Below are 21789 nucleotides of genomic sequence, written 5' to 3'. Positions count from 1 at the left end.
CCTTCGGAATTCGGAAATCGGAAAACTGCGCGTATGGCCCGGGCCGGACCGATATGGAAAATAGGTCTAGTCCAATATGCAGGGTACGGGGCCCCACCCTCGCTCCACCAGCACAATCACGCCACCCCCACAATGTGCGCATGAACACAGACCCCGAGCACGCCGACACCACGAGCGGCACCACCGCCTCCCCGCCCCCCACGGCCTGCGCCGCCGCCCCCGACACCACCGCCCCCGAGACCACCACCCGCGACGCCGACCTCCGCGCCCGCTGGCAGGCGACCCTCACCGCCGCCGGCGCGGACCCCACCATCGACCCCGCCCCCTACGCCGACCGCCTCCTCGCCGCCTGGGCCGAACCGCAGCGCCGCTACCACACCACCACCCACCTGGCCGACGTCCTGGCCCGGATCGACGTACTCACCGACGCCGACCCGGCGACGCCCCCCACCGACGCCGCCACCGACCCCACCGACCCCGCCGCCGTCGAGCTCGCGGCCTGGTTCCACGACGCCGTCTACCGCCCCGACCGCTCCGAGAACGAGGAGCGCAGCGCTGCCCTCGCCGAGCGCGCCCTCCCCGAGCTCGGCGTAGACGCCGCCCGGACCGCCGAGACGGCCCGCCTGGTCCGGCTCACCGTCACCCACGACCCGGCCCCCGGCGACACCAACGGCGAGGTCCTCTGCGACGCCGACCTCGGCGTCCTCGCCGGCGCCCCGGCCGCGTACGACGCCTACGCCGCCGCCGTCCGCGCCGAGTACGACTTCGTCCCGGAGGACGCCTTCCGCGCAGGACGCGCCGCCGTGCTGCGGCAGCTCCTGAGCCTGCCCCGCCTCTTCCGCACCCCGTACGGCGCCGGCCACTGGGAGGCCCCCGCCCGCGCCAACCTGACCCGCGAACTGGCGACCCTGACCTGACATACACACCGTCATACGGGAATGCGCCCCGCTACGACCTGGTTTGTGTATGTCATGCCCGCAGCCTCATCAGCGCCCGTCCCCGCGGCGTCGTCCCCCGACGCCACCGCCCCCACCACCCCCACCGCCCGCGCCCCGCGCACCCGCATGCCCGTGGCCGTGTACGTCCTCGGCCTGTCCGTCTTCGCGCTCGGCACCAGCGAGTTCATGCTCTCGGGGCTCCTGCCGCCGATCGCCGAGGACATGGGCGTCACGATCCCGCAGGCGGGCCTGCTCATATCCGCCTTCGCGATCGGCATGGTCGTCGGCGCCCCGCTGCTGGCCGTGGCCACCCTGCGGTTGCCGCGCCGCACCACCCTGATCGCGCTGATCATCCTGTTCGGCCTCGGGCAGGTGGCGGGCGCGCTGGCCCCCTCGTACGGGCTGCTCTTCGCCTCCCGCGTGGTGTCGGCGCTCGCCTGCGCCGGGTTCTGGGCCGTCGGCGCGGCCGTCGCCATCGCCATGGTCGACAAGGACCAGCGGGCCCGCGCGATGGCCGTCATGATCGGCGGACTGTCCATCGCCAACGTCCTCGGCGTCCCCGCCGGCGCCTTCCTCGGGGAGCACCTGGGCTGGCGCTCCGCGTTCTGGTCGGTCGGCGCGGCCTCCGCGGTCGCCCTGGTCGGCATCCTCGCGCTGATCCCACGGATCCCGCTGCCCGCCGAGAAGCCCCGCCTCGGCCGTGAGCTGCGCATCTACCGCGACCGTCAGGTGTGGCTGTCGATCGGCGTGACGGCGCTGGCCGCCGGCGGCATCTTCTGCGCCTTCAGCTACCTGTCGCCGCTGCTCACGGACGTGGCCGGGCTGGATTCGAAGTGGGTCCCGTGGATCCTCGGCCTGTTCGGCGTGGGCGCGCTGATCGGCACGACCATCGGCGGGCGGGTCGCCGACGCGCACCTCTTCGGGGTGCTGATCTGGGGCATCACCGCCTCGACGGTGTTCCTGACGGCGCTGGCCCTGCTGGCCTCCGTGCAGGTCGCGGCCGTGGCGCTGTCGTTCCTGATGGGCGTCTCGGCGTTCTTCACCGCGCCCGCGCTCAACGCCCGCATGTTCAACGTCGCCGGCGCCGCCCCCACCCTGGCCGGCGCCACCACCACCGCCGCGTTCAACCTGGGCAACACGGGCGGACCGTGGCTCGGCGGCACCGTCATCGACGCCGGCCTCGGCTTCGCCGCGACCGCCTGGGCGGGCGCGGCCATGACGCTCACCGCGATCGGCCTGACCCTGATCTCCCTGCGCCTGCACCGCCGCACCCCGCCGCACGGCGCACACGGCACCCGCGTGGTCGGCGGCTCCCGCCCCGCCACCAGCCCGGCGCCCACCGAGACCGCCGGCGCCGTCCGCGGCTGATCCCGCACCCGACCGGGCCCGCCGCCCGGCACGACGCACCGTACGACCCTCGGTCCGACCCTCAGTACGGCCGGCCCTTCGGGCGGCGCAGGCCGGCGTCCGTGAGGCGGCGGACCAGTTCCTTGCTGCCGATCTCCACCGCGCCCGCCCCGACCGCGTCGGCGTAGCGGTGCGAGGGCACGTCGTAGTGGTCCCGTTCGAAGGCGCGGGCCGGGCAGCCGATGGACGCCGCGAAGGCGTGCAGTTCCTCGTACGAGACGTCGCTGACCAGGTGCGACCACATGCGGCCGTGCCCGGGCCAGACCGGCGGGTCGATGTACACCGTCACGGGCGGCTCACCGGCCCGGGTGCAGGACGGGGCCGAGGCCGCCCACCGCCGACACCCGTACTCCGGCCTCCGAGCACACCCAGTGCGGGTCGGGTCCCAGCTCCGGATCCACGTCCAGGGCGTGCGGGTCGCCGTGTCCGCAGACGGGGCACAGCGGCCAGCGTCCGTACTTCTCCAGCAGGGCGTCCTTCACGTCCTGCGCGACGAGTCCGGCGAGGTAATCGACGCCCTCCGGCCACTGCTCCACCCACCACCGGCGGTGCGTGACCGAGTCCTCGACGAGGGAGACGACGTCGGCGTCGGCGACCTCGGCTGCGGCGAGATCGGCGAGAACGAGTGCGCGGGCGACGTGCAGCGCCTGCTCCAGGGGGGTCGGGGTGTCCATGGGCTCATTGTGGACCCGTGCACCCCCGGCGGCGAAGGTCCCTTTTCCCGGGGCCGAAGGTCTCGCGGGACACGGCCCCATGGCGCCTTGACCGACCGCCCCGCCCGAAAATAGATTTCAGACGTGAGCAAGAACGCGAAAGAAACTTTCAGCGACGCGGGTCACGCGGCCGACGTGAAACCGGGCGCGCCCACCGGAACCGCCACCGGAACCGGCAACGGAACCGCCCCCGTACCGGCTCCGGCCCCCGCCCCCGCCGCCCTCCGGGCCCGCGTGCGCAGCCTCGGGCCGTCGATGACCCGCTCCGTGCAGGCCGTCGCCGAAGCCGTGGCCTCCGATCCCGCCGGCTGCGCCCAGCTCACCGTCTCCGCCCTCGCCGAGCACACCGGCACCAGCGAGGCCACCGTCGTCCGCACCGCCCGCCTCCTCGGCTACCCCGGCTACCGCGACCTGCGCCTCGCCCTCGCCGCGCTCGCCGCGCAGCAGGAGTCGGGCGCGGCCCCCGCCGTGACCGTCGACATAGCCGTCGACGACCCGCTCGCCGATGTCGTCGCCAAGCTGGCGCACGAGGAGGCGCAGACCCTCGCCGACACCGCCGCCGGACTCGACCTGACCCAGCTGTCCGGCGCCGTCGGCGCCCTCGCCGGCGCCCGCCGCGTCGACATCTACGGAGTCGGCGCCTCCGGGCTCGTCGGCCAGGACCTGGCGCAGAAGCTGCTGCGCATCGGACTGATCGCGCACGCCCACAACGACCCGCACCTCGCCGTCACCAACGCCGTCCTGCTGCGCCCCGGGGACGTCGCGGTCGCCGTCACCCACTCCGGCAGCACCGGCGACGTCATCGAGCCGCTGCGGCACGCCTTCGAGCGCGGCGCGACGACCATCGCCGTCACCGGCCGCCCGGGCAGCCCCGTCGCCCACTGGGCCGACTTCGTCCTGGCCACCTCCGCCGCCCGCGAGACCCAGCTGCGCCCGGCCGCCATGTCGAGCCGGACCAGCCAGCTGCTCGTCGTCGACTGCCTGTTCGTCGGCGTCGCGCAGCGGACGTACGAGACCGCCGCGCCGGCCCTGGCCTCCTCCTACGAGGCCCTCGCCCCCCGGCACTCCGCCACCGCCCCCACCAGCAAGCGTACGACCCGCCAGGAGCCCCGCCCATGACCGCGTACGCCGCCCTCCGCGCCCAGCTCGACACGCTCACCACCGAGGCGTTCCGCCCCGAGCTGGCGGAGATCGACCGGCTGTCCACCCTGGAGATCACCCGCCTCATGAACGCCGAGGACGCCACCGTCCCGGCCGCCGTCGCGGGGCAACTGGAGACGATCGCCGCCGCCGTCGACGGGATCGCCGTACGCATGGCCCGCGGCGGCCGGCTCGTCTACGCGGGCGCCGGCACCGCCGGCCGGATGGGCGTGCTGGACGCCAGCGAGTGCCCGCCCACCTTCAACACCGACCCGGCGCGGGTCGTCGGCCTCATCGCGGGCGGCCCCTCCGCCATGGTCAAGGCCGTCGAGGGCGCGGAGGACTCCGCGGAACTGGCCGCCGAGGACCTCGCCGCGCTGGGCATCGGCCCCGACGACACCGTCATCGGCATCTCCGCCTCCGGCCGCACCCCGTACGCGATCGGCGCCGTCGAGGCCGCCCGCGCCCGTGGCGCGCTCACCGTCGGGCTGTCCTGCAACGCCGGTTCCGCGCTGGCCGCCGCGGCCGAGCACGGCATCGAGGTCGTCGTCGGCCCCGAGCTGCTGACCGGCTCGACCCGGCTGAAGGCGGGCACCGCGCAGAAGCTCGTACTGAACCTCATCTCGACGGTGACGATGATCCGGCTCGGCAAGACGTACGGGAACCTCATGGTCGACGTCCGCGCCTCCAACGAGAAGCTGCGCGCCCGCTCCCGCCGCATCGTCGCCCTCGCCACCGGCGCCCCCGACACGGAGATCGAGGCCGCGCTCACCGCCACCGGCGGCGAGGTGAAGGACGCCATCCTCGTCATCCTCGGCGGCGTCGACGGCCCCACCGCGGCCCGCCTGCTCACCGCCTCCGACGGCCACCTCCGCGCCGCCCTCGCCGAAGCGCCGACCGGAGCCCCGACCGGAGCACCGACGGGAGCCCCGACCGGAGCCGCCACCGGTGCCCCGACCGATGCCCCCGCCGCCCCCGGCTCCCGCTGACCCGCCCGCACCCCCCTACGCAAGGCGACACCACCATGTCCACTGACAAGAACCGCGCCACAGCCGCCGCGATCCTTCCTCTGGTCGGCGGTCCGGACAACATCACCTCCATCGCGCACTGCATGACCCGCCTGCGGATCGGCCTGCGCGACCGCACCCTCGTGCAGGAGGAGGCCCTCAAGGCGGTCCCCGCGGTCATGGGCGTCGTCGAGGACGACACGTACCAGATCGTCCTCGGCCCGGGCACCGTCGCCCGCGTCACGCCCGAGTTCGAGGCCCTCGTCGAGGAAGGGCGCTCGGCGGCGCCGAAGGCGGTCACCGCCGAGGAACTCGCGGCGCAGGGAGCGGCCCTCAAGGACGCCCGGAAGGCGAAGAACTCCACCCCCTTCAAGCTGTTCCTGCGGCGCATCGCGAACATCTTCGTCCCGCTGATCCCCGCGCTCATCGGCTGCGGCATCATCGCCGGACTCAACGGCATGCTCACCAACCTGGGCTGGCTGCCCGCGCTCGTCCCGGCGCTCGCCGCGATGGCCTCCGGGTTCATGTCCCTGATCGCCGTGTTCGTCGGCTACAACACCGCGAAGGAATTCGGCGGCACGGCGATCCTCGGCGGCGCGGTCGCCGCGATCATCGTCTTCCCCGGCGTCGCGAAGATCGACGCGTTCGGACAGCAGCTGTCCCCCGGCCAGGGCGGCGTCCTCGGCGCGCTCGCCGCGGCCCTGCTCGCCGTCCAGGTCGAGAAGTGGTGCCGCAAGTGGGTCCCCGAGGCGCTCGACGTCCTCGTCACCCCCACCCTCACCGTGCTCGTCTCCGGCCTCGTCACCCTCTTCGGCCTGATGTTCATCGCCGGTGAGGTCTCCACCGCCATCGGCACCTTCGCCAACTGGCTGCTCGCCACCGGCGGCGCCTTCGCCGGACTCGTCCTCGGCGGACTGTTCCTCCCACTCGTCATGCTGGGCCTCCACCAAGCCCTCATCCCGATCCACACCACCTTGATCGAACAGTCCGGCCACACGGTCCTGCTGCCCATCCTCGCCATGGCCGGCGCGGGCCAGGTCGGCGCGGCCATCGCCGTCCACCTGCGGCTCCCCCGCAACGGCTCGCTGCGCGCCACCATCAAGTCCGCGCTGCCCGCCGGCTTCCTGGGCGTCGGCGAACCGCTGATCTACGGCGTCTCCCTGCCGCTGGGCCGCCCCTTCATCACCGCCTGCGCGGGCGGCGCGGCCGGCGGGGCGTTCGTCGGACTCTTCAACCAGCTCGGCGTCGGCGTCGGCTCCACCGCGATCGGCCCGTCGGGCTGGGCCCTGTTCCCGCTGCTCGACGGCAAGGCGGGCATGGGCGCCACCCTCGCCGTCTACGCGGGCGGCCTGGCCGTCGGCTACCTGGCCGGCTTCCTCGCCACGTACTTCTTCGGCTTCACGAAGCGGATGCTGACCGAACTCAACACCGACCCGAACCCGCCCGCCCCGACCTCCGCGACCGGCCCGGAGAAGGAACCCGCCCTGGCCTGAGCGCCCGCCGGGACAGGAACGGCGGTGGGGGGCGGGTACGCACGACGCGTACCCGCCCCCCACCCCCGTCACGTGCCGGGTGCCGGGCGCCGCTGGGCCCGGCGGGGCTCAGAAGTGTTCGACGAGCCGGGCTACGAGGACCACGCACGCGCCGAGCAGCAGGGCGATGACGGCGAGCGCGAGCAGCACCCGCCGACCCCGCCGCAGGCTGCGGACGGCCGACGCGATCCCGAACGCGGCGACCGCGACCCCCAGGACGCCGATCACCGCCGCGATCCAGTACGCCCAGGCGTGCTCCCCGAGGAAGCGCAGCAGCAGGTTGGCGGCCAGGAGAACCACCGTGCCCGGCACGGAGTCACCGTAGGAGACCTCCCGCTCGGGGGCGGCGTGCGCCTCGGCGCCGTCCCGCTCCCGCTCCGACTCCGACTGCGTCACCGGCTCGGACATCCCCCGCCACCTCCCGTACCGACCGATCGTCGATCGCCCGCACCGACCCTACCGGCCCGCCCGGGTCAGAAGCTCGGACAGATGTTCTTGTGCGCCACGTCGAGGATCTTCGCGGCCTTGGCGGCACCGTGGCCCTCGGGGTGGGTGGGGCTGTTCCACCGCCGCTCGGTCTGCTCGACCTGCTTTGCCCGGTTCCCCGGGTGGCTCTTGATGGCGGAGCAGGTGTCGATGCCACGGCTGATCGCCTTGTCCTCCTTGCCGTGGACGATGTCCCGATCGATCGCGTTGAGGCCGTCGAAGTAGGCCTGTCGGGCCGCGCCCTTGGGCGCCGGCGGCAGGCCGACGGCCGCCCGGAGGGCGTCCGGGTCGGGCGTCGCGGACGAGGGCGCCACCGACGGCTTCGCGGTGGACGGTAACGCCGCCGGCTTCGACTCGGCCGGGGTGACCTCGGCGCAGCCGGTGAGCACGAGGAGCCCGGCGGCGGCGACGGTCAGGGTGAGGGGGATGTGGTGGGTGCGCATCGGGCCATCGTGGCGGCCCGGGGAGCCTCGTGCGCCCTCTGTGACGGGTCCGTTACGCGCGAGGCCCCGCGCGGGGCGGGGGTCCACGGGTCCGAGCTCCCCGGAAGCGGCTGGTCAGACTCCGGTGGCCTCCTTCCGGAAGCCGGCCAGGTCGGGCACCCCGTAGCCGAGCTTCGGGCCCCGCTCGACGGCCATCGGCAACAACTGCCCGACGATCTCGGCGCCCCAGCCGTCCGTCCCGTCCTCGGACCACTCCCACAGCTCGTCGATGCCGAGCCCGGTCATCAGCAACCCGTGCCCGGTACGGATCTCCGCGCACAACTCCGCGACCGCGTCCAGCAGCCGCCCGCCCGGCCGTTCGTCGGGGCGTAGAGGTCGAGGCACGGGCCCCAGTTGGAGAAGTCGGTCTCCTCGTCGAAGCGGTTCGTCGCGCCGACCGTCACCACGCGGGCGGCGGAGCGGGCGAGACCTGACAGGCGTCGCGGTTGTCGCAGCCCAGCACGCGGACGCTGACCAGGGTCGCCTAGCGCGCCACCCCGTACGTCGTGCCGCCGACCCTGTCCGCGACGTGCGTGCGCCCGACGTCGGCACGGCCCCGCGAAGTTCACGTGTACGGGGGACCGGTGGGGGCACCTGTACGGGCACCTCTTACTCCCGGACGCCGGCCCGCCCTCCCCGGCTCCCCCCTGCTCTCCCCCGCTCGTCCGCCCTCCCCCGCCCGCTCGGAGACCGCTCAGAGGCCGCCGGTGAACAGCAGCCGGTTCGGGCTGCCGTCGCCGAAGCCGGTCAGGACGTCCTTCGTGGACGCGGCGACGAGGAACTCCGCGACCTCCGCCGGCAGCGCCTCGGGGTGCTCGGCCAGGTAGAGCGCGGCGACGCCGGTGACGTGCGGTGCGGCCATCGACGTACCGTCGTGGGCCACGCTCCCGCCGCCCAGCCGGGCCGAGACGATGTCCGTGCCGGGCGCGTACAGGCTCACGCACGGGCCGGAGTTGGTGAAGGCGGGCTGCTCGTCCCGCTCGTCCGACGCGGCGACCGTCACCACCTTCGCGGCGGAGGCGGGCGAGAACGCGCAGGCGTCCCGGGTGGCGTTGCCGGCGGCGACGACGGGCAGGACGCCCGCGTGGGCCAGCGCGGTCGCCGCGTTGTTGACGGTCTCCGACCGGTCCCCGGCCAGCGAGGCGTTCAGCACGGCCGGCCGGACGGCGTTGCGGGCCACCCAGTCCAACCCGGCGACGATCCCCGAGTACGTGCCGGTGCCGTCGCAGCGCAGGACCCGGACGCTCACCAGGCCCGCTTCCTTCGCCACCCCGTACGTCCGGCCGGCCACCGTGCCCGCGACGTGCGTGCCGTGGCCCTGGCAGTCCTCCCCCTCGCGGCCGTCGTCGACGGCGTCGAAGCCGGACGAGGCCCGGCCGCCGAACTCCTCGTGGCCCCGCTCGATGCCGGTGTCGAGTACGTAGACGGTCACCCCGGCGCCGGTGCCGCGGACGGTGTAGTCGTCGTCCAACGGCAGCCGCTCCTGGTCGATCCGGTCCAGACCCCACGAGCCGGCCGGCGCCCGCGATCCGGGGGCGGCGGAGGGCCGCGGCACGGACCGCACCTCGGCGTCCTCCTCCACCGAGCGCACACCCGGGCTGTCGCGGACCGCCGCCAGCTGGAGCGGGGTCAGCGCCGCCGCGAAACCGTTCAGCGCCGAGGTGTAGAGGAACGACGGCTCCAGGCCCAGGCCCCGGGCCGCCCGCTCCGCGTCCACCCCCTGCTCCAGGGTCACGAGGTACCGGCCGGGCACCGCGTCGGCGGCGGTGAACAGCGGCGCCGGGGTCGGCTCCGGCGCCGCGGCGGAGGCCGTACCGGCCATCACGGGGGTCACGGCGAGGAGCGCGGCGGTGGCCACGCGGGCGAGCAGGCGCATGAAGGGAACTCCCTGACGGGGTCGGAGATCGGCACGGTCGGCCGTCCCCACCGCGACGGGTGCCTCCGCGGGGCCGGCTCCCTCCCATCCGTGCCCCCGCGCGGCCCGCCCGGCCTCCGACCGCCACCCGAAGACCACCCGTACGGCCGCGCCGCCGGCGGGCGGCGGCGCCGAGCCGGGACCGTCGCCGGGGCGGGCATCCGGTCGCGGGGTCGACCCCCCGGGTCCGGCCCGGCGGGGCCGCTACAGGCCCGCGCCGCCCGTGGCGTCGACCACGCGGCCGGTGACCCAGCGGGCCGCGTCCGAGGCGAGGAAGCCGACGACGTCGGCGATGTCCTCCGGCCGGCCCACCCGGCCGAGCGCCGCGAGGGAGGCGGCGTGCGCCTCGGCCTCCGGGTTGCCGCGCAGCCAACCGGCGTTGACGTCGGTGTCGACGATGCCGGGCGCGACGGAGTTGACGGTGATCCCGCGCGGGCCCAGCTCCTTGGCCAGGTTCAGGGTCAGGTTGTCGAGCGCGCCCTTGGTGGCCCCGTAGGCGAGGATCTCCGGCATCGCGAGGCGCGCGGCGCCACTGGAGACGTTGATGACGCGGCCGCCGTCGCGCAGCCGGCCGAGGCCCTCCTGCACGACGAAGAACGGCGCGCGGACGTTCACGGCGAAGACCCGGTCGAAGTCCGCCTCGGTGACCTGCCCGAGGGGAAGCGGCAGTCCGATGCCCGCGTTGTTGACGATGATGTCGACCCCGCCCGGCTCCAGCGCGTCGTACGCCTCCCAGAGAGCGGCCGCGTCCCCGTGGCGCCCGAACTCCGCGCGCAGCGCGCGGGCCCGACCGCCCGCCGCGGTGATCTTCCCGACGGTCTCCCGGGCCGCCGCCCCATCGCTGGCGTACGTCAGCACGACGCTCACGCCGTCCGCCGCGAGCCGCTCGGCGACGGCCCGCCCGATACCCCTGCTGCCACCCGTGACCAGCGCGTTCTTCTCCATGACGGATCCCCCTGAATTCAATAGCGATCACTACAGAATAAACGTAGCACAAGATCCATAACGATCGCTACGGAATCTTTCGCCGGGGCGCGCGCCCCGGCCGGGTCGCAGCCGGGCGAACGGCGGTCAGCTCCCGGCCCGGGCCGCCGCGACGAAGGCTCGGATCAGCTGCGGGGACTTGACCCCGCGCTCGCTCTCGACCCCGCTGGAGACGTCCACGCCCCACGCGCCCGTCGCCGCGAGGGCCTCCGCGACGTTGGCGGGGGTGAGTCCGCCGGCCAGCAGCCACCGCCCCTCGGGCGCCACGAACCCCGCCGAGCCCCAGTTCCAGGGCTTGCCGGAGCCCGGGTCCGGGGCGTCGAGCAGCAACAGGTCCTCCCCCAGCTCCCCGCACCGGCGCACGTGCTCGGCGGTGGCCCGGACCAGCGTCCGGCCGGGGGCGCGCAGGTCCTCGTAGTACTCCGGGCCCTCGTCCCCGTGGAGCTGCACGGCGCGCACCCCGCTCTCCTGCGTGAGCCGGCGCACCTCCGCCACCGACTGCCCCCGGAACACCCCTACGGTGAGCACCCCGTCCGGCACCGCCACCGCGAGCGCCCGCGCCGCGCCGGCGTCGACCGTACGGGGGCTGCCGGGGGCGAAGACGAAGCCGACGGCGTCCGCCCCGGCGGCCACGGCCACCTCGACGTCGCGGGCGGTCTTCAGACCACAGATCTTGACGAAGGGCACGCTGCGTTCGCTCATACCCCGATCCAACCAAACCGCCCCACCCGAAAGCGACCCGTCCCAAGCACCGGGCACGCCGGCCCGTACCCCCGCGTCACGGTCTCCTTCGGCGAGCCGCTCCACGCCCCGCCCCCCTTCGCCCACCCGCTCGACACCACCGGCTCCTGATGCCCCGCGCTCCGGAAACCGTTCGGCGCGGGCCGCCCGGCCGCCCAGAATGGGCCCATGAACGACAACGGGGTGGACGTCACCACAGGCGGCGCGGACGCCGAGCTCGACGCGCGGCTGAGCAAGGAACTGGACGCCTTCAACCAGGCGGCGACGGCGGGGCACGCGCAGTCGGAGTTCACCGTACGGATCACCGACGCGGACGGTGAGCTGGTCGCGGGGCTCTCCGGCTGGAGCTGGGGCGACCGCGCGGGCATCGGCATGACCTGGGTCCGCGAGGACCAACGGGGCTCCGGCCGGGGCGCCGAACTGCTGTTGGCGGCCGAGGAGGAGGCCCGCCGACGGGGCTGCGTGAGCATCCTGGTCTCCTCGTTCACCTTCCAGGCCCCGGCCTTCTACGCCCGCCACGGCTACCGCGAGGTCGCCCGCGTCCCCGGCTTCCCGGCGTCCCACGAGGACGTCTGGCTCCTCAAGCCCCTCACCTGACCCGGTTTCGGAACCCGCAACGCCCCCCGAACGCCCGAGGGCGGCACCCCCGTGGGGTGCCGCCCTCGTTCGAGAACAGCCGATCAGCCAGGGGCCGATCAGAAGTCCATGTCACCGCCCGGCATGCCGCCGCCCGCGGGGGCACCGGCCTTCTCGGGCTTGTCGGCGATGACGGCCTCGGTGGTGAGGAACAGCGCGGCGATCGACGCGGCGTTCTGCAGCGCGGAGCGCGTGACCTTCGCCGGGTCGATGATGCCCTCGGCGATCATGTCGACGTACTCGCCGGTCGCGGCGTTCAGGCCCCAACCGATCTGCAGGTTGCGCACCTTCTCGACGACGACGCCACCCTCGAGACCACCGTTGACGGCGATCTGCTTGAGCGGGGCCTCCAGCGCGAGCTTCACGGCGTTGGCGCCGGTCGCCTCGTCACCGGTGAGCTCCAGCTTCTCGAAGACCGAGGAGGCCTGGAGCAGGGCCACGCCACCGCCGGCGACGATGCCCTCTTCGACGGCCGCCTTCGCGTTGCGAACGGCGTCCTCGATGCGGTGCTTGCGCTCCTTGAGCTCGACCTCGGTCGCGGCACCGGCCTTGATGACGGCCACGCCGCCGGCCAGCTTCGCGAGGCGCTCCTGGAGCTTCTCACGGTCGTAGTCCGAGTCGGAGTTCTCGATCTCGGCGCGGATCTGGTTGACGCGACCCTGAACCTGGTCGCTGTCACCGGCACCGTCGACGATGGTGGTCTCGTCCTTGGTGATGACGACCTTGCGGGCGCGGCCGAGCAGGTCGAGACCGGCGTTCTCCAGCTTGAGGCCGACCTCCTCGGAGATGACCGTGCCGCCCGTGAGGATGGCGATGTCACCGAGCATGGCCTTGCGGCGGTCGCCGAAGCCCGGGGCCTTGACGGCGACGGACTTGAAGGTGCCGCGGATCTTGTTGACGACCAGGGTCGACAGGGCCTCGCCCTCGACGTCCTCGGCGATGATCAGCAGCGGCTTGCCGGACTGCATGACCTTCTCCAGGAGCGGCAGCAGGTCCTTGACCGAGCCGATCTTGGAGTTGACGATCAGGATGTACGGGTCGTCGAGGGACGACTCCATGCGCTCCATGTCGGTGGCGAAGTACGCCGAGATGTAGCCCTTGTCGAAGCGCATGCCCTCGGTGAGCTCAAGCTCCAGGCCGAAGGTCTGCGACTCCTCGACCGTGATGACGCCTTCCTTGCCGACCTTGTCCATCGCCTCGGCGATGAGCTCGCCGATCTGGGTGTCGGCGGCGGAGATGGAGGCCGTCGAAGCGATCTGCTCCTTGGTCTCGACATCCTTGGCCTGCGACAGCAGGGCGGCGGAGACGGCCTCGACGGCCTTCTCGATTCCGCGCTTGAGAGCCATCGGGTTGGCGCCGGCGGCTACGTTGCGCAGACCCTCGCGCACGAGGGCCTGGGCGAGCACGGTGGCGGTGGTCGTACCGTCGCCGGCGACGTCGTCCGTCTTCTTGGCGACTTCCTTGACCAGCTCGGCGCCGATCTTCTCGTACGGGTCCTCGAGCTCGATCTCCTTGGCGATGGAGACACCATCGTTGGTGATCGTGGGGGCGCCCCACTTCTTCTCAAGGACGACGTTGCGACCCTTGGGGCCAAGGGTGACCTTGACGGCGTCGGCGAGCTGGTTCATCCCACGCTCAAGGCCGCGCCGGGCCTCCTCGTTGAACGCAATGATCTTGGCCATCTGAAGTGGTCCTCCCGGACAGGGGTGGATTGCTCCGGACCGCGCCCGCGCCCGCGACGGACGGCCTGCGGATTCGGCGGTTCCTTCCCGCCGGACCCTGCGGGCCTCACCGGCCCGGTCCTCGTCTTAGTAGCACTCTCACCTGGAGAGTGCTAACGCCAATGATTAGCACTCGACCCCCGCGAGTGCAAGCGGCTTCGAGCAATGTCCGCCCCGCGCCGGGGCCGCCGGCGGCTCGGGGGCCGGGCGCCGCAAGGGCCCCGGGGCCGACACGCACGAGGGGCCCGCATCCCCGTGTCCGGGATGTGGGCCCCTCGTGTGTGAGTGCGTCGGTGGTCGATCGCGCTTCGGGACTCAGCCGGCAGCGAGCTTGACCATGTCCGCCTGCGGGCCCTTCTGGCCCTGCGAGATTTCGAACTCGACCCGCTGACCCTCTTCAAGGGTGCGGTACCCGTCCATCTGGATGGCGCTGTAGTGGACGAACACATCCGCGCCACCGTCGACCGCGATGAAGCCGTAGCCCTTCTCCGCGTTGAACCACTTGACGGTGCCCTGAGCCATGCCTAACTCCCCTATTACTGGCCCTTGCGCAGGTCCGCGCTTCGCGAACCCGGGTCAGAACTTGCGCCGGAACGCCTCGACCGGGGCTGAATGTATCCGCACCGCTGCTGTCTGCAACAGGTCAATCCGACGAGAATTCCGGACACGCGAAAACATTGAAATAGAGTGAAAATTTGGCATACTCTCGGGCAACTCGGGCCTGACAATCCACGCCAAAGCCCCATAGCGCGCACTCATGTTGACTCAATGTCAACCCTCCCCGGCCCCGCTCATATGCGGCGGGCAAGAACAGCGGAGGGGACTTCCCCAACTCTACCGCTATCAATCAAGCAGAATTGCCCCCTCCACTTATTGACGGAGAGGGCAATTCGGAAATCGACGGCGGCGCCGGCCGCCCGGGGAGGGCGAGCGGGCGAACGATCAGCCGCCGGCGACGGCCGGGATGATCGAGACGCCGGCGCCGTCGGGCGTCGCCGTCTGCAGCCCGCCCTCGAAGCGCACGTCGTCGTCGTTGACGTAGACGTTCACGAAGCGGCGCAGCTTGCCCTGGTCGTCCAGGACGCGCGCGGCGATGCCCGGGTGGCTCTTCTCCAGGGAGTCGATGACCTCGGCCAGGGTCGCGCCCTCGGCCGGAACCTCGGCGACGCCGCCGGTGTAGGTGCGCAGGATGGTGGGGATGCGGACGTTGACGCTCATGGCGCTACCGCCTTTCCGGGTGTCGTGGGGAGGATCAGGCAAGGCCGGCGGCGCGGAAGGCTTCCAGGCTCGGGCGGATGGTGGCGGTCTGACCGCTGTCGGCGGCCACCGCCTCCAGGGTCTTGAGGCCGTCGCCGGTGTTCAGGATCACGGTGGTCAGCGTCGGGTCGAGCTGCCCGTTCTCGATGAGCTTCTTCGTCACGCCGACGGTGACGCCGCCCGCGGTCTCGGCGAAGATGCCCTCGGTCTGCGCGAGGATCTTGATGGCCTCGACGACCTGGGTGTCGTTGACGTCCTCGACGTATCCGCCGGTGCGCCGCGCGATGTCCAGGACGTACGGGCCGTCGGCCGGGTTGCCGATCGCGAGGGACTTGGCGATGGTGTTCGGCTTCTGCGGGCGGACCACGTCGTGACCGGCCTTGAAGGCGGTGGACACCGGGGAGCAGCCCTCGGCCTGGGCGCCGAAGATCTTGTACGGCTTGTCCTCGACGAGGCCGAGCTTGATCAGCTCCTGCAGACCCTTGTCGATCTTCGTGAGCTGGGAGCCGGACGCGATCGGGATGACGATCTGGTCGGGCAGCCGCCAGCCGAGCTGCTCGCAGATCTCGTACGCCAGGGTCTTGGAGCCCTCGCCGTAGTACGGGCGCAGGTTGACGTTGACGAAGCCCCAGCCCTCGCCCAGCGGGTCGCCGATGAGCTCGGAGCAGAAGCGGTTGACGTCGTCGTAGTTGCCCTCGATGCCGACGAGGTCGCCACCGTAGACACCGGCCATGACGACCTTGCCCTGCTCCAGGTCGTGCGGGATGAACACGCAGGAACGGAAGCCGGCGCGGGCGGCGGCGGCGCCGACGGCGCCGGCCAGGTTGCCGGTGGAGGAGCAGGACAGGGTGGTGAAGCCGAAGGCGCGGGCGGCCTCGACGGCGATGGCCACGACGCGGTCCTTGAAGGAGTGCGTCGGGTTGCCGGAGTCGTCCTTGACGTACAGCTTGCCGGTGACGCCCAGTTCCTTGGCCAGGTTGGCGGCGTCGACCAGCTTGGTGAAGCCGGGGTTCAGGTTCGGCTTGGAGGCCACGTTCGCCGGGACGGGCAGCAGCGGGGCGTAGCGCCAGATGTTGTCGGGGCCGGCCTCGATGGCGGCGCGCAGGGCCTCGGGGTCGCCGAGGGGCAGGTCGTAGGAGACTTCCAGCGGTCCGAAACACTCGACGCAGGCGAAAATGGGACCGAGCTCGAAGCGGGTTCCGCACTCGCGGCAGGAAAGGCCGGTGGCGGGTCCGAGATCAACGGACGCCTGCTCGGCAGAGGTGGCGACGGTCTGTGCAGCCATGATGGCGAGGCCCTTTCTCCTCATCTTCCCCATGGCGCACTTCGCCATGAGACGGAATTGGCACCTTCCCTAGTCGGGGACCTCGCGGGAGTGCGTCGTGGACGCATCGCGAGAACCGACTGGAGGGTTGCCGGGGCTTCAACGGGCCGTATCCCTCTGCCCCTCTGGATGAGCGGTATGGCACCGGACGGCGCGCTCCATGGCGTGTCCGGGCGTTTGTGCGCGGGACCCCCGGCATGCGGTGGGCCATCGCGTTGTTCAAGACTGTAACCGAAGGTCCGGGTGGTTGAGACAGCCGTCCGAACCGCGAGATGGATCACTTTTCGGTCCAAACCACCGACGCAGCAGGGAGTCCCGAGAGTGCTGGAAGAGGTGGAGCGCTGGCTGGCCGCCCGCTCCTGGTCCGCCGCCGACCGACCGCTCGACCAGCTCCTCGACCGGAAACGGGCGACGGGCACGACGGTCAGCGTGGTGCTGCCCGCCCTCGACGAGGAGGCCACCGTCGGGCGGATCGTCGAGGTGATCCGGCGCGATCTGATCGACGGCCCGGCCATCGCGCTCGTCGACGAACTCGTGGTGATCGACTCGGGTTCCTCGGACGGGACGGCGAAGGTCGCCGCCGCCGCCGGCGCCCGGGTCGTGCACCGTGACGAGCTCCTCCCCCGCATTCCGGCGCTGCCCGGCAAGGGCGAGGTGCTGTGGCGCTCGCTGCTGGCGACGACCGGCGAGGTCGTCTGCTTCGTCGACGCCGACCTGCGGGACTTCGACTCCGCGTTCGTGTCCGGGATCGTGGGTCCGCTGCTGACCGATCCGCAGGTGCAGTTCGTCAAGGCGATGTACGACCGCCCACTGGGCGACGCCCCCGGTCAGGGCGGCCGGGTCACCGAGCTGGTCGCCCGGCCGCTGCTGAACCTGCACTGGCCGCAGCTGGCCGGCTTCGTGCAGCCGCTGGGCGGCGAGTACGCCGTACGCCGCTCGCTGCTGGAGCGGCTGCCGTTCCCCGTCGGGTACGGGGTCGAGCTGGGCCTGCTCGTGGACGCGCTGCACACCGTCGGACTGGACGCGCTGGCCCAGGTCGACGTGGGCGTCCGGCTGCACCGCCACCAGGACGGGCAGGCGCTCGGTCGGATGGCCGCGGCGATCTACCGCACGGCGCAGCTGCGGCTCTCGCGCGGGCACCTCGTACGGCCGGAGCTGACGCAGTTCGAGCGGGGGCCGGCCGGTTTCGTGCCGCGCACGCACCCGGTGGACACCGAGGAGCGGCCGCCGATGGCGGGCATCGAGGAGTACGCGGGCCGTCGCGTGGCGTAATCCTCCGCGGGCCCTCGGCGTACGGGCGTTTGACCGGGGGCGGGCCTGGCTAGGTTGGCCGCATGGCTTCTCAGGTACTCGTCGCCGCGAACCGCGGCCCGCTCTCGTACACCCTCGATCAGGACGGCACCCTCAGTGCCCGGCGCGGTGGGGGCGGTCTCGTCTCCGGTCTCTCCGCGGCCCTCGCCCGGCAGCCGGAGGCCGTGTGGATCTGCGCGGCCCTGTCCGACGCCGACCGGGAGGCGGTGCGCCGGGGCGTCGCCGAGCCGGGCGTGCGGATGCTCGACATCGACCCCGCGGTGTACGACGACGCGTACAACGGCATCGCCAACTCGGTGCTCTGGTTCACCCACCACCACCTGTACGACGTCCCCCGCGAGCCGGTCTTCGACGCGGCCTTCCGGCGGCAGTGGGCCTCGTACACCGCCTACAACCGGGCGTTCGCCGAGGCGCTGGCGCAGGAGGCCGCGCCGGGCGCCCGCGTGCTGGTGCAGGACTACCACCTGGCGCTGGTACCCGGTCAGCTGCGCGAGCTGCGACCGGACCTGCGGATCGGGCACTTCACCCACACGCCGTGGGCGTCGTCCGAGTACCTGCGCATGCTCCCCGACGACATCCGCTCGGAGCTGGTGTGGGGCATGCTCGGCGCGGACGTGGTCGGTTTCCACACCTGGGCGTGGGCCGACGGCTTCATGGCAGGCGCCCACCTGGACGACGAGCGGGGCACCGCCCGACCGATGTCCCCGGCGGGCGTCGAGCCGTCCGGGGCGCGCTGGGTGGACAAGAGCCCGTCGGGGCCGGTGCGCCACCGGCGCACGGACGTAGCGGTTTTCGCGCTGGGCGTGGACGGGGACGACCTGCGGGCCCTGGCCCACCGGCCGGAGGTCGACGACAAGCTGGCGGCGCTGCGGACCGAGGTCGCGGGCCGCAAGGCGATCGTCCGGGTGGACCGCACCGAGCTGTCGAAGAACATCCTGCGCGGGCTGCTCGCCTACCGGGAGCTGCTCACCACGCACCCCGAGTGGCGGGGCGAGGTGGTGCACCTGGCCTCCGCGTACCCGTCCCGGCAGGACCTGGCGGCGTACCGGTCGTACACGCAGGCGGTGCGGGACCTGGCGGCGGAGATCAACACCGAGTTCGGTACCGAGGACTGGCAGCCGGTGCTGGTGTCCGTCGAGGACGACTTCGCGCGGTCGCTGGCCGCCTACCGGCTGGCGGACGTGGCGCTGGTCAACCCGGTGCGCGACGGCATGAACCTGGTGGCCAAGGAGATCCCGGTGGTGTCGGAGGCGGGCGTCGCGCTGGTCCTGTCCACGGGGGCCGGGGCGTACGAGGAGCTGCGGGAGGACGCCTTGGTGGTCAGCCCGTACGACGTGACGCGGACGGCCGAGGCCCTGCACGCGGCGCTGTCCATGCCGGCTGCGGAGCGGGCGGAGCGTACGAAGCGGCTGGCGGCGGCGGCCACGGCACTGCCCCCGGCGGCCTGGTTCACGGCCCAGCTGGACCGCTTGGAGCCCGGGGCCTGACCCGGAGCGCGCCGTACCGGGGCGGATCCCGGTACGGCGCGGGCGCCGGTCAGGCGCGCAGGGCCTCGGCGAGCGCGGCGAGGAAGGCGGTGACGGCGGCCGGTCCCGGCAGGACCAGGTCGGCGCGGGCGGCCAGCTCGGGCACCTCCGCCGAGCCGCTGCACACCAGCAGTCCGGGCAGTCCGTCGGCTCGGCGCTTCTCGACGGCGGAGAAGGCGGCGAGGTCGCCCAGGTCGTCGCCCGCGTACAGGACGGCCTCGGCGTCGCGTTCGGCGAGGAACTCCGTCAGGGCGACGCCCTTGTCCATGCCGGGCGGTCGCAGTTCCAGGACGGCCCGGCCGGGCTCGACCATGAGCCCGTGCCGCGCGGCCAGCTCGGCGAGCGGCTCCCGCAGGGCGGCGAAGGCCTGTTCGGGGTCGGCGGCGCGGCGGGTGTGGACGGCCAGCGCGCGGCCCTTCTCCTCGATCCAGGTGCCGCGCCAGGCACCGATGGAGTCGAGGAAGCCGGGCAGCTCGGCCCGTACGGCCGCGACGCCCGGGTGATCGGCGGGGGCGTGGACGATGCCGGTGACGGCGTCCCAGCGCTCGGCGCCGTAGTGGCCGAGGACCACCATGTGTTCCAGTCCCGGGACCCCGGCGAACCCGCCGTACCGTACGGCGACCCCGGCGGGGCGGCCGGTGACGACGGCGACGGCGGCGACCTCGGGCGCGAGCGCGGCGAGCGCCGGGACGGCGTCGGCGTGGGCGCGGGCCTGGTCGGGGTCGGGAACGATGTCGGCGAGGGTGCCGTCGAAGTCGAGGGCGACGACGGCCCTGCGGGGTGCGCGGAGGAGGGCTTGGAGGCCCTCGCGTCCGGCGGCGGTGACGGGCTCGGGCATCGGCAGGTCGTGCGGGCGGCTCCCCATACCGATGACCCTACCGGCGTAATCCGCCCTCCGCCCAGACCACCTCCGGACCGGGACCGCCGCCCGACCCGAACCGTCGGGCGCGCGGCCCCGGCGGATGACCATCGGATCGCGGGCGGATCATCGTCGGGCGCGCTGGGCCTCGCGGACGCGGCGGAGCCGGTTGACGGTGCCCGGGGCGTGCTCCAGGGCGCGCGGGTCGTCCATGAGGGCGTTGAGCAGCTGGTAGTAGCGCACGGGGGTCAGCCCGAGGGCCTCGCGTATCGCCCGCTCCTTGGCGCCCGGCCCCGGCCAGCTGCGCCCCTCGTAGGCGAGTACGGCGGCCTCGGTGTCGGTCAGCCGGGTCGCCGGCCGCCGCTCCGCCTGCCCGTCGTCCGTCATACGGCCAGATTAACGGCGGCCACCGACACCCGCGGCGTGGCGAGTGTCGGTGGCGCCGCGGGGCCGCGGGTCGGTGGCCGGCGTGGTGCCCGGGGCGGCGGGGTCAGCGGTCGCCGTCGGCCTTGCTCGCGGACGTCGCGATGTCCTCCAGGACCTTCGCGGGCTGTCCGCCGGGCTGCACGACCTTGCCGATGTTCTCCTTCACGTCCTCGCTGACCCCGGCCCAGGACTTCTTGCCGACGGGGTAGAGCTTGGCGTTGGGCAGGGCCGTCAGGAAGGTCTTCAGCTGGGCGGCGGAGCCGCCGGTGCTCGCCTCCATGGCCCGGTAACCGCTGGTGGTGACGGGCAGCAGGTCGTACTGGTTGGTGAAGGTCGTCACGTTCTTCGCCGAGTACAGGTGGTCCAGGAACTTCCCGGACTCCTTCTTGTGGCCGTTCTTGAAGGCCATGACCCAGTCGGCGACGCCCATCGTGGAGTGGTCGGTGCCGTCGACGGTCGGCATCTGCACCATGCCGAACTTCACGCCCTTGCCCGTGGCCTGCTTGAGCAGGGTGGGGTGGCCGTTGAGCATGCCGACCTCGCCCCGGTTGAAGGCGTCGAAGGCGGCCTGGCGGTCGAGCTTGCCCGGTTCGACGGAGCCGGTCAGGCCCTGGCCGACCATCTTGTCGCGGAGGAACTCGAAGGCCTTGACGTTCTCCGGGGAGTCGATCTGGTAGCCCTCCTCGTTGTCGGTGTAGCCACCGCCGCCGGAGAGCATCCACATCATCGACTCGGCCTGGGCCTCCTCGCGGCCGAGCGGCACGGCCAGCGGGGTGGGGACGTTCGCGGCCTTGAGCTTCTTGGCCGCGGCCTCCAGGTCGGCCCAGCTCTTGGGCTGCCAGGGGGTCGCGCCGTCCTTGGGGATGACGCCGGCGTCGCCGAGGAGCTTGGTGTTGTAGAAGAGCAGCCGGGTGCTGGCCACGAACGGCATGCCGTACTGGACCCGCTTGACCTTGCCGGCGTCGGCGAGGGGGGCCAGGAAGTCGGCCTCGGTCTTCACCGAGAGCAGTTCGTCGACGGTGTAGAGCTTGTCCGCCTCCGCGTAGTCGGCGTAGGCGCCGATCTGCGCGATGTCGGGGGCCTTGCCCGCCTTGACCATCTCGGCGACCTTCGCGTCGACCTCCGACCAGGAGTAGACGCTGACCTCGACCCGGACGTTCGGGTTGTCCTTCTCGAAGGCCGCGGCGAGGTCCTTCCAGTAGCCCGTCGAGGAGTTCTGCGGATTGTCGCCGTAGTCGGCCGCCACGACCCGCAGGGTCACCTCGTTGTCCCCGGTGAGGCTTTCCAGGCTGCCGCAGCCGGTCAGCGTCACGGCGGTCAGGCACAGCACGGCGCCGGACGCGGCCAGGCTCAGGTAACGGCCCTTCACGGTTCTCGATCCACC

The 21789-nt window shown here is 72.9% G+C and carries 23 protein-coding genes and 1 riboswitch; of the genes, 8 read left to right on the top strand and 15 right to left on the bottom strand.

Features of this window, described 5'->3' with window-relative positions:
- The first annotated feature begins 140 nt into the window (after positions 1-140).
- Positions 141-917 (top strand): hypothetical protein, encoded by a 777-nt coding sequence (locus AB0D46_RS09485; protein ID WP_362876704.1) that lies wholly within the window; start codon positions 141-143, stop codon positions 915-917.
- Between the two features lie 147 nt (positions 918-1064).
- Positions 1065-2306 carry a Cmx/CmrA family chloramphenicol efflux MFS transporter gene (locus AB0D46_RS09480; RefSeq protein ID WP_362876754.1) on the top strand — a complete coding sequence of 414 codons (1242 nt, stop codon included), beginning with the start codon at positions 1065-1067 and terminating at the stop codon, positions 2304-2306.
- Positions 2307-2367: 61 nt separating this feature from the next.
- Here AB0D46_RS09480 and AB0D46_RS09475 read toward each other — a convergent pair whose 3' ends face one another.
- Positions 2368-2634, bottom strand: coding sequence for a DUF4031 domain-containing protein (locus AB0D46_RS09475; protein WP_362876703.1), 267 nt, complete (start codon positions 2632-2634; stop codon positions 2368-2370).
- 7 nt (positions 2635-2641) lie between these two features.
- Positions 2642-3019 carry a hypothetical protein gene (locus AB0D46_RS09470; RefSeq protein WP_362876702.1) on the bottom strand — a complete coding sequence of 126 codons (378 nt, stop codon included), beginning with the start codon at positions 3017-3019 and terminating at the stop codon, positions 2642-2644.
- Positions 3020-3193: 174 nt separating this feature from the next.
- Here AB0D46_RS09470 and AB0D46_RS09465 point away from each other — a divergent pair, with 174 nt between their 5' ends.
- The 3 genes from AB0D46_RS09465 to AB0D46_RS09455 are packed head-to-tail and all read left to right on the top strand — an operon-like array spanning position 3194 to position 6698.
- A complete protein-coding gene (locus AB0D46_RS09465) occupies positions 3194-4177 on the top strand; it encodes a MurR/RpiR family transcriptional regulator (protein ID WP_362876753.1) in 984 nt (327 codons plus the stop codon).
- A complete protein-coding gene (gene murQ / locus AB0D46_RS09460) occupies positions 4174-5187 on the top strand; it encodes an N-acetylmuramic acid 6-phosphate etherase (RefSeq protein ID WP_362876701.1) in 1014 nt (337 codons plus the stop codon). The genes AB0D46_RS09465 and murQ overlap by 4 nt, the downstream gene beginning before the upstream one ends.
- Before the next feature lie 35 nt (positions 5188-5222).
- Positions 5223-6698 carry a PTS transporter subunit EIIC gene (locus AB0D46_RS09455; protein ID WP_362876700.1) on the top strand — a complete coding sequence of 492 codons (1476 nt, stop codon included), beginning with the start codon at positions 5223-5225 and terminating at the stop codon, positions 6696-6698.
- A 108-nt stretch (positions 6699-6806) separates the two neighbouring features.
- Here AB0D46_RS09455 and AB0D46_RS09450 read toward each other — a convergent pair whose 3' ends face one another.
- The 6 genes from AB0D46_RS09450 to AB0D46_RS09425 form a co-directional block, all read right to left on the bottom strand.
- Complete coding sequence (locus AB0D46_RS09450) at positions 6807-7145, bottom strand: hypothetical protein (RefSeq protein WP_362876699.1); 339 nt, start codon at positions 7143-7145, stop codon at positions 6807-6809.
- A 65-nt stretch (positions 7146-7210) separates the two neighbouring features.
- Complete coding sequence (locus tag AB0D46_RS09445; RefSeq protein ID WP_362876698.1) at positions 7211-7666, bottom strand: hypothetical protein; 456 nt, start codon at positions 7664-7666, stop codon at positions 7211-7213.
- Between the two features lie 114 nt (positions 7667-7780).
- A complete protein-coding gene (locus AB0D46_RS09440; protein WP_362876697.1) occupies positions 7781-8050 on the bottom strand; it encodes a hypothetical protein in 270 nt (89 codons plus the stop codon).
- A 349-nt stretch (positions 8051-8399) separates the two neighbouring features.
- Positions 8400-9581, bottom strand: coding sequence for a S8 family peptidase (locus AB0D46_RS09435; protein WP_362876696.1), 1182 nt, complete (start codon positions 9579-9581; stop codon positions 8400-8402).
- Between the two features lie 243 nt (positions 9582-9824).
- Entirely contained in the window at positions 9825-10565 is a 741-nt protein-coding gene (locus AB0D46_RS09430; protein WP_362876695.1) for an SDR family oxidoreductase, read from the bottom strand.
- 126 nt (positions 10566-10691) lie between these two features.
- Positions 10692-11306, bottom strand: a complete 615-nt coding sequence (locus tag AB0D46_RS09425; RefSeq protein WP_362876694.1) for a phosphoribosylanthranilate isomerase — start codon at positions 11304-11306, stop codon at positions 10692-10694.
- A gap of 207 nt (positions 11307-11513) precedes the next feature.
- Here AB0D46_RS09425 and AB0D46_RS09420 point away from each other — a divergent pair, with 207 nt between their 5' ends.
- Positions 11514-11942, top strand: a complete 429-nt coding sequence (locus AB0D46_RS09420) for a GNAT family N-acetyltransferase (protein ID WP_362876693.1) — start codon at positions 11514-11516, stop codon at positions 11940-11942.
- A 98-nt stretch (positions 11943-12040) separates the two neighbouring features.
- On the opposite strand, the gene groL is transcribed toward AB0D46_RS09420, so the two are convergent.
- From groL to thrC, 4 genes are all read right to left on the bottom strand, one after another.
- Positions 12041-13663, bottom strand: coding sequence for a chaperonin GroEL (gene groL / locus AB0D46_RS09415; RefSeq protein WP_281203599.1), 1623 nt, complete (start codon positions 13661-13663; stop codon positions 12041-12043).
- Between the two features lie 354 nt (positions 13664-14017).
- Positions 14018-14224 (bottom strand): cold-shock protein, encoded by a 207-nt coding sequence (locus tag AB0D46_RS09410; protein ID WP_008743607.1) that lies wholly within the window; start codon positions 14222-14224, stop codon positions 14018-14020.
- 420 nt (positions 14225-14644) lie between these two features.
- A complete protein-coding gene (locus AB0D46_RS09405; RefSeq protein WP_281203600.1) occupies positions 14645-14920 on the bottom strand; it encodes a MoaD/ThiS family protein in 276 nt (91 codons plus the stop codon).
- 34 nt (positions 14921-14954) lie between these two features.
- Positions 14955-16244, bottom strand: coding sequence for a threonine synthase (gene thrC / locus AB0D46_RS09400; RefSeq protein ID WP_362876692.1), 1290 nt, complete (start codon positions 16242-16244; stop codon positions 14955-14957).
- A 17-nt stretch (positions 16245-16261) separates the two neighbouring features.
- A riboswitch (SAM riboswitch) is annotated at positions 16262-16419 on the bottom strand.
- A 185-nt stretch (positions 16420-16604) separates the two neighbouring features.
- Between thrC and AB0D46_RS09395 the strand changes: the two genes are divergently transcribed.
- Positions 16605-17555 carry a glucosyl-3-phosphoglycerate synthase gene (locus AB0D46_RS09395; protein WP_362876691.1) on the top strand — a complete coding sequence of 317 codons (951 nt, stop codon included), beginning with the start codon at positions 16605-16607 and terminating at the stop codon, positions 17553-17555.
- A gap of 62 nt (positions 17556-17617) precedes the next feature.
- Positions 17618-19081 (top strand): trehalose-6-phosphate synthase, encoded by a 1464-nt coding sequence (locus AB0D46_RS09390; protein ID WP_362876690.1) that lies wholly within the window; start codon positions 17618-17620, stop codon positions 19079-19081.
- Between the two features lie 49 nt (positions 19082-19130).
- Here AB0D46_RS09390 and otsB read toward each other — a convergent pair whose 3' ends face one another.
- The 3 genes from otsB to AB0D46_RS09375 form a co-directional block, all read right to left on the bottom strand.
- Complete coding sequence (gene otsB, locus AB0D46_RS09385; protein WP_362876689.1) at positions 19131-19985, bottom strand: trehalose-phosphatase; 855 nt, start codon at positions 19983-19985, stop codon at positions 19131-19133.
- Positions 19986-20105: 120 nt separating this feature from the next.
- A complete protein-coding gene (locus tag AB0D46_RS09380; RefSeq protein ID WP_362876688.1) occupies positions 20106-20366 on the bottom strand; it encodes a DUF3263 domain-containing protein in 261 nt (86 codons plus the stop codon).
- A 103-nt stretch (positions 20367-20469) separates the two neighbouring features.
- Positions 20470-21774 carry an extracellular solute-binding protein gene (locus AB0D46_RS09375; protein ID WP_362876687.1) on the bottom strand — a complete coding sequence of 435 codons (1305 nt, stop codon included), beginning with the start codon at positions 21772-21774 and terminating at the stop codon, positions 20470-20472.
- Positions 21775-21789: the final 15 nt, after the last annotated feature.

The organism is Streptomyces sp. NPDC048383 (assembly GCF_040651775.1).
Lineage (GTDB): Bacteria > Actinomycetota > Actinomycetes > Streptomycetales > Streptomycetaceae > Streptomyces.
Note: the sequence above shows the minus strand (reverse complement) of the source record. Positions and strands in the feature narration are given on the sequence as shown.

Excerpts from the sequence above, each read along its gene's own strand:
- AB0D46_RS09380 (WP_362876688.1), bottom strand. The coding sequence starts at position 20,366 with ATGACGGACGACGGGCAGGCGGAGCGGCGGCCGGCGACCCGGCTGACC.
- AB0D46_RS09445 (WP_362876698.1), bottom strand. The coding sequence starts at position 7,666 with ATGCGCACCCACCACATCCCCCTCACCCTGACCGTCGCCGCCGCCGGG.
- groL (WP_281203599.1), bottom strand. The coding sequence starts at position 13,663 with ATGGCCAAGATCATTGCGTTCAACGAGGAGGCCCGGCGCGGCCTTGAG.
- murQ (WP_362876701.1), top strand. The coding sequence starts at position 4,174 with ATGACCGCGTACGCCGCCCTCCGCGCCCAGCTCGACACGCTCACCACC.
- AB0D46_RS09435 (WP_362876696.1), bottom strand. The coding sequence starts at position 9,581 with ATGCGCCTGCTCGCCCGCGTGGCCACCGCCGCGCTCCTCGCCGTGACC.
- AB0D46_RS09420 (WP_362876693.1), top strand. The coding sequence starts at position 11,514 with ATGAACGACAACGGGGTGGACGTCACCACAGGCGGCGCGGACGCCGAG.
- AB0D46_RS09485 (WP_362876704.1), top strand. The coding sequence starts at position 141 with ATGAACACAGACCCCGAGCACGCCGACACCACGAGCGGCACCACCGCC.
- AB0D46_RS09430 (WP_362876695.1), bottom strand. The coding sequence starts at position 10,565 with ATGGAGAAGAACGCGCTGGTCACGGGTGGCAGCAGGGGTATCGGGCGG.
- AB0D46_RS09450 (WP_362876699.1), bottom strand. The coding sequence starts at position 7,145 with ATGTCCGAGCCGGTGACGCAGTCGGAGTCGGAGCGGGAGCGGGACGGC.
- thrC (WP_362876692.1), bottom strand. The coding sequence starts at position 16,244 with ATGGCTGCACAGACCGTCGCCACCTCTGCCGAGCAGGCGTCCGTTGAT.
- AB0D46_RS09425 (WP_362876694.1), bottom strand. The coding sequence starts at position 11,306 with ATGAGCGAACGCAGCGTGCCCTTCGTCAAGATCTGTGGTCTGAAGACC.
- AB0D46_RS09470 (WP_362876702.1), bottom strand. The coding sequence starts at position 3,019 with ATGGACACCCCGACCCCCCTGGAGCAGGCGCTGCACGTCGCCCGCGCA.
- AB0D46_RS09410 (WP_008743607.1), bottom strand. The coding sequence starts at position 14,224 with ATGGCTCAGGGCACCGTCAAGTGGTTCAACGCGGAGAAGGGCTACGGC.
- otsB (WP_362876689.1), bottom strand. The coding sequence starts at position 19,985 with ATGGGGAGCCGCCCGCACGACCTGCCGATGCCCGAGCCCGTCACCGCC.
- AB0D46_RS09390 (WP_362876690.1), top strand. The coding sequence starts at position 17,618 with ATGGCTTCTCAGGTACTCGTCGCCGCGAACCGCGGCCCGCTCTCGTAC.
- AB0D46_RS09405 (WP_281203600.1), bottom strand. The coding sequence starts at position 14,920 with ATGAGCGTCAACGTCCGCATCCCCACCATCCTGCGCACCTACACCGGC.
- AB0D46_RS09455 (WP_362876700.1), top strand. The coding sequence starts at position 5,223 with ATGTCCACTGACAAGAACCGCGCCACAGCCGCCGCGATCCTTCCTCTG.
- AB0D46_RS09480 (WP_362876754.1), top strand. The coding sequence starts at position 1,065 with ATGCCCGTGGCCGTGTACGTCCTCGGCCTGTCCGTCTTCGCGCTCGGC.